The sequence below is a fragment of the Pseudomonas sp. 8(2025) genome (assembly GCF_052665325.1).
Map to the genome: position 1 here is coordinate 1 of NZ_JBQOIE010000039.1, position 5,676 is coordinate 5,676.

The following is a 5,676-nucleotide window of genomic DNA, read 5'->3' on the forward strand; positions in this document are numbered from 1 at the left end:
TCTATAATTCGCCCCACTTCCGGCGCAGTCGAAACGGAAAACTCCTTGAGATTCAACGAGTTACGCAGTTTTCGACAGCGGTTACGCTTCAGTTCATCGAAGCCAGAAGCAGTTGGTAAGGCAGTCAGTTTTCGCCTTATTAACGATTCGATCCTCTCGGTCGAAAGCGGTTGAAAAGAGGTGTTGACAGCAGCGTGTAACGCTGTAGAATTCGCCTCCCGCTAACGAGAGATCGGAAGCGCAAGTGGTTGAAGTTAAAAAGGAAACTTTGAAAACTTCTTAAAAAAATCACTTGACAGCAAATGAGGCTGCTGTAGAATGCGCGCCTCGGTTGAGACGAAAGATCTTAACCAACCGCTCTTTAACAACTGAATCAAGCAATTCGTGTGGGTGCTTGTGGAGTCAGACTGATAGTCAAAAAGATTATCAGCATCACAAGTTACTCCGCGAGAAATCAAAGATGTAACCAACGATTGCTGAGCCAAGTTTAGGGTTTTCTCAAAACCCAAAGATGTTTGAACTGAAGAGTTTGATCATGGCTCAGATTGAACGCTGGCGGCAGGCCTAACACATGCAAGTCGAGCGGCAGCACGGGTACTTGTACCTGGTGGCGAGCGGCGGACGGGTGAGTAATGCCTAGGAATCTGCCTAGTAGTGGGGGATAACGTCCGGAAACGGGCGCTAATACCGCATACGTCCTACGGGAGAAAGTGGGGGATCTTCGGACCTCACGCTATTAGATGAGCCTAGGTCGGATTAGCTAGTTGGTGAGGTAATGGCTCACCAAGGCGACGATCCGTAACTGGTCTGAGAGGATGATCAGTCACACTGGAACTGAGACACGGTCCAGACTCCTACGGGAGGCAGCAGTGGGGAATATTGGACAATGGGCGAAAGCCTGATCCAGCCATGCCGCGTGTGTGAAGAAGGTCTTCGGATTGTAAAGCACTTTAAGTTGGGAGGAAGGGCAGTTACCTAATACGTGATTGTTTTGACGTTACCGACAGAATAAGCACCGGCTAACTCTGTGCCAGCAGCCGCGGTAATACAGAGGGTGCAAGCGTTAATCGGAATTACTGGGCGTAAAGCGCGCGTAGGTGGTTTGTTAAGTTGGATGTGAAAGCCCCGGGCTCAACCTGGGAACTGCATCCAAAACTGGCAAGCTAGAGTATGGTAGAGGGTGGTGGAATTTCCTGTGTAGCGGTGAAATGCGTAGATATAGGAAGGAACACCAGTGGCGAAGGCGACCACCTGGACTGATACTGACACTGAGGTGCGAAAGCGTGGGGAGCAAACAGGATTAGATACCCTGGTAGTCCACGCCGTAAACGATGTCAACTAGCCGTTGGGAGCCTTGAGCTCTTAGTGGCGCAGCTAACGCATTAAGTTGACCGCCTGGGGAGTACGGCCGCAAGGTTAAAACTCAAATGAATTGACGGGGGCCCGCACAAGCGGTGGAGCATGTGGTTTAATTCGAAGCAACGCGAAGAACCTTACCAGGCCTTGACATCCAATGAACTTTCTAGAGATAGATTGGTGCCTTCGGGAACATTGAGACAGGTGCTGCATGGCTGTCGTCAGCTCGTGTCGTGAGATGTTGGGTTAAGTCCCGTAACGAGCGCAACCCTTGTCCTTAGTTACCAGCACGTTATGGTGGGCACTCTAAGGAGACTGCCGGTGACAAACCGGAGGAAGGTGGGGATGACGTCAAGTCATCATGGCCCTTACGGCCTGGGCTACACACGTGCTACAATGGTCGGTACAAAGGGTTGCCAAGCCGCGAGGTGGAGCTAATCCCATAAAACCGATCGTAGTCCGGATCGCAGTCTGCAACTCGACTGCGTGAAGTCGGAATCGCTAGTAATCGCGAATCAGAATGTCGCGGTGAATACGTTCCCGGGCCTTGTACACACCGCCCGTCACACCATGGGAGTGGGTTGCACCAGAAGTAGCTAGTCTAACCTTCGGGAGGACGGTTACCACGGTGTGATTCATGACTGGGGTGAAGTCGTAACAAGGTAGCCGTAGGGGAACCTGCGGCTGGATCACCTCCTTAATCGACGACATCAGCTGCTTCATAAGCTCCCACACGAATTGCTTGATTCATTGAAGAAGACGATAGAAGCAGCTTTAAGCTCCAAGCTGATAGCTCCAAGCTAACAGTTACAAGCTCGAAATTGGGTCTGTAGCTCAGTTGGTTAGAGCGCACCCCTGATAAGGGTGAGGTCGGCAGTTCGAATCTGCCCAGACCCACCAATTTTGTTATGGGGCCATAGCTCAGCTGGGAGAGCGCCTGCCTTGCACGCAGGAGGTCAGCGGTTCGATCCCGCTTGGCTCCACCATAAACTGCTTCTGAAAGCTTAGAAATGAGCATTCACTTTGAATGTTGATTTCTAGTCTTTTGATTAGATCGTTCTTTAAAAATTTGGGTATGTGATAGAAAGATAGACTGAACGTTACTTTCACTGGTAACGGATCAGGCTAAGGTAAAATTTGTGAGTTCTCTTTTAATTAAGAATGCAAATTTTCGGCGAATGTCGTCTTCATAGTATAACCAGATTGCTTGGGGTTATATGGTCAAGTGAAGAAGCGCATACGGTGGATGCCTTGGCAGTCAGAGGCGATGAAAGACGTGGTAGCCTGCGATAAGCTTCGGGGAGTCGGCAAACAGACTTTGATCCGGAGATCTCTGAATGGGGGAACCCAGCCATCATAAGATGGTTATCTTGTACTGAATACATAGGTGCAAGAGGCGAACCAGGGGAACTGAAACATCTAAGTACCCTGAGGAAAAGAAATCAACCGAGATTCCCTTAGTAGTGGCGAGCGAACGGGGACTAGCCCTTAAGTGGCTTTGAGATTAGCGGAACGCTCTGGAAAGTGCGGCCATAGTGGGTGATAGCCCTGTACGCGAAAATCTCTTAGTCATGAAATCGAGTAGGACGGGGCACGAGAAACCTTGTCTGAATATGGGGGGACCATCCTCCAAGGCTAAATACTACTGACTGACCGATAGTGAACTAGTACCGTGAGGGAAAGGCGAAAAGAACCCCGGAGAGGGGAGTGAAATAGATCCTGAAACCGTATGCGTACAAGCAGTGGGAGCAGACTTTGTTCTGTGACTGCGTACCTTTTGTATAATGGGTCAGCGACTTATTTTCAGTGGCAAGCTTAACCGAATAGGGGAGGCGTAGCGAAAGCGAGTCTTAATAGGGCGTCTAGTCGCTGGGAATAGACCCGAAACCGGGCGATCTATCCATGGGCAGGTTGAAGGTTAGGTAACACTGACTGGAGGACCGAACCGACTACCGTTGAAAAGTTAGCGGATGACCTGTGGATCGGAGTGAAAGGCTAATCAAGCTCGGAGATAGCTGGTTCTCCTCGAAAGCTATTTAGGTAGCGCCTCATGTATCACTGTAGGGGGTAGAGCACTGTTTCGGCTAGGGGGTCATCCCGACTTACCAAACCGATGCAAACTCCGAATACCTACAAGTGCCGAGCATGGGAGACACACGGCGGGTGCTAACGTCCGTCGTGAAAAGGGAAACAACCCAGACCGTCAGCTAAGGTCCCAAAGTTATGGTTAAGTGGGAAACGATGTGGGAAGGCTTAGACAGCTAGGAGGTTGGCTTAGAAGCAGCCACCCTTTAAAGAAAGCGTAATAGCTCACTAGTCGAGTCGGCCTGCGCGGAAGATGTAACGGGGCTCAAACCATACACCGAAGCTACGGGTATCACGTAAGTGATGCGGTAGAGGAGCGTTCTGTAAGCCTGTGAAGGTGAGTTGAGAAGCTTGCTGGAGGTATCAGAAGTGCGAATGCTGACATGAGTAACGACAATGGGTGTGAAAAACACCCACGCCGAAAGACCAAGGTTTCCTGCGCAACGTTAATCGACGCAGGGTTAGTCGGTCCCTAAGGCGAGGCTGAAAAGCGTAGTCGATGGAAAACAGGTTAATATTCCTGTACTTCTAGTTATTGCGATGGAGGGACGGAGAAGGCTAGGCCAGCTTGGCGTTGGTTGTCCAAGTTTAAGGTGGTAGGCTGGAATCTTAGGTAAATCCGGGGTTCTAAGGCCGAGAGCTGATGACGAGTTACCTTTTAGGTGACGAAGTGGTTGATGCCATGCTTCCAAGAAAAGCTTCTAAGCTTCAGATAACTAGGAACCGTACCCCAAACCGACACAGGTGGTTGGGTAGAGAATACCAAGGCGCTTGAGAGAACTCGGGTGAAGGAACTAGGCAAAATGGCACCGTAACTTCGGGAGAAGGTGCGCCGGTGAGGGTGAAGGACTTGCTCCGTAAGCTCATGCCGGTCGAAGATACCAGGCCGCTGCGACTGTTTATTAAAAACACAGCACTCTGCAAACACGAAAGTGGACGTATAGGGTGTGACGCCTGCCCGGTGCCGGAAGGTTAATTGATGGGGTTAGCTAACGCGAAGCTCTTGATCGAAGCCCCGGTAAACGGCGGCCGTAACTATAACGGTCCTAAGGTAGCGAAATTCCTTGTCGGGTAAGTTCCGACCTGCACGAATGGCGTAACGATGGCGGCGCTGTCTCCACCCGAGACTCAGTGAAATTGAAATCGCTGTGAAGATGCAGTGTATCCGCGGCTAGACGGAAAGACCCCGTGAACCTTTACTATAGCTTTGCACTGGACTTTGAATTTGCTTGTGTAGGATAGGTGGGAGGCTTTGAAGCGTGAACGCCAGTTTGCGTGGAGCCATCCTTGAAATACCACCCTGGCAACTTTGAGGTTCTAACTCAGGTCCGTTATCCGGATCGAGGACAGTGTATGGTGGGTAGTTTGACTGGGGCGGTCTCCTCCTAAAGAGTAACGGAGGAGTACGAAGGTGCGCTCAGACCGGTCGGAAATCGGTCGTAGAGTATAAAGGCAAAAGCGCGCTTGACTGCGAGACAGACACGTCGAGCAGGTACGAAAGTAGGTCTTAGTGATCCGGTGGTTCTGTATGGAAGGGCCATCGCTCAACGGATAAAAGGTACTCCGGGGATAACAGGCTGATACCGCCCAAGAGTTCATATCGACGGCGGTGTTTGGCACCTCGATGTCGGCTCATCACATCCTGGGGCTGAAGCCGGTCCCAAGGGTATGGCTGTTCGCCATTTAAAGTGGTACGCGAGCTGGGTTTAGAACGTCGTGAGACAGTTCGGTCCCTATCTGCCGTGGACGTTTGAGATTTGAGAGGGGCTGCTCCTAGTACGAGAGGACCGGAGTGGACGAACCTCTGGTGTTCCGGTTGTCACGCCAGTGGCATTGCCGGGTAGCTATGTTCGGAAAAGATAACCGCTGAAAGCATCTAAGCGGGAAACTTGCCTCAAGATGAGATCTCACTGGAACCTTGAGTTCCCTAAAGGGCCGTCGAAGACTACGACGTTGATAGGTTGGGTGTGTAAGCGCTGTGAGGCGTTGAGCTAACCAATACTAATTGCCCGTGAGGCTTGACCATATAACACCCAAGCAATTTGCTTAAGAAGCGAGTTGCGGTGTGTGAAGACGATACAAACCGAAAGTTTGCGAACACACAAACCTATTACATACCCATTCGCTGGCACGTTGCATAAGCAACGGACTGGCTACCGAATTTCTTGACGACCATAGAGCGTTGGAACCACCTGATCCCATCCCGAACTCAGAAGTGAAACGATGCATCGCCGA

General features: G+C 50.8%; 2 tRNA genes and 3 rRNA genes. All 5 read left to right on the forward strand.

Annotated features, from left to right (window positions below):
* Window positions 1-517 precede the first annotated feature (517 nt).
* Window positions 518-2,056, forward strand: a 16S ribosomal RNA gene (locus ACUXVH_RS31595).
* Window positions 2,057-2,179: 123 nt separating this feature from the next.
* A tRNA-Ile gene (locus tag ACUXVH_RS31600) sits at window positions 2,180-2,256 on the forward strand.
* A 10-nt stretch (window positions 2,257-2,266) separates the two neighbouring features.
* Window positions 2,267-2,342 (forward strand) — tRNA-Ala (locus ACUXVH_RS31605).
* 233 nt (window positions 2,343-2,575) lie between these two features.
* Window positions 2,576-5,467: ribosomal RNA gene (locus tag ACUXVH_RS31610) — 23S ribosomal RNA — on the forward strand.
* Between the two features lie 138 nt (window positions 5,468-5,605).
* Window positions 5,606-5,676, forward strand: a 5S ribosomal RNA gene (rrf, locus tag ACUXVH_RS31615); the annotation flags it as partial.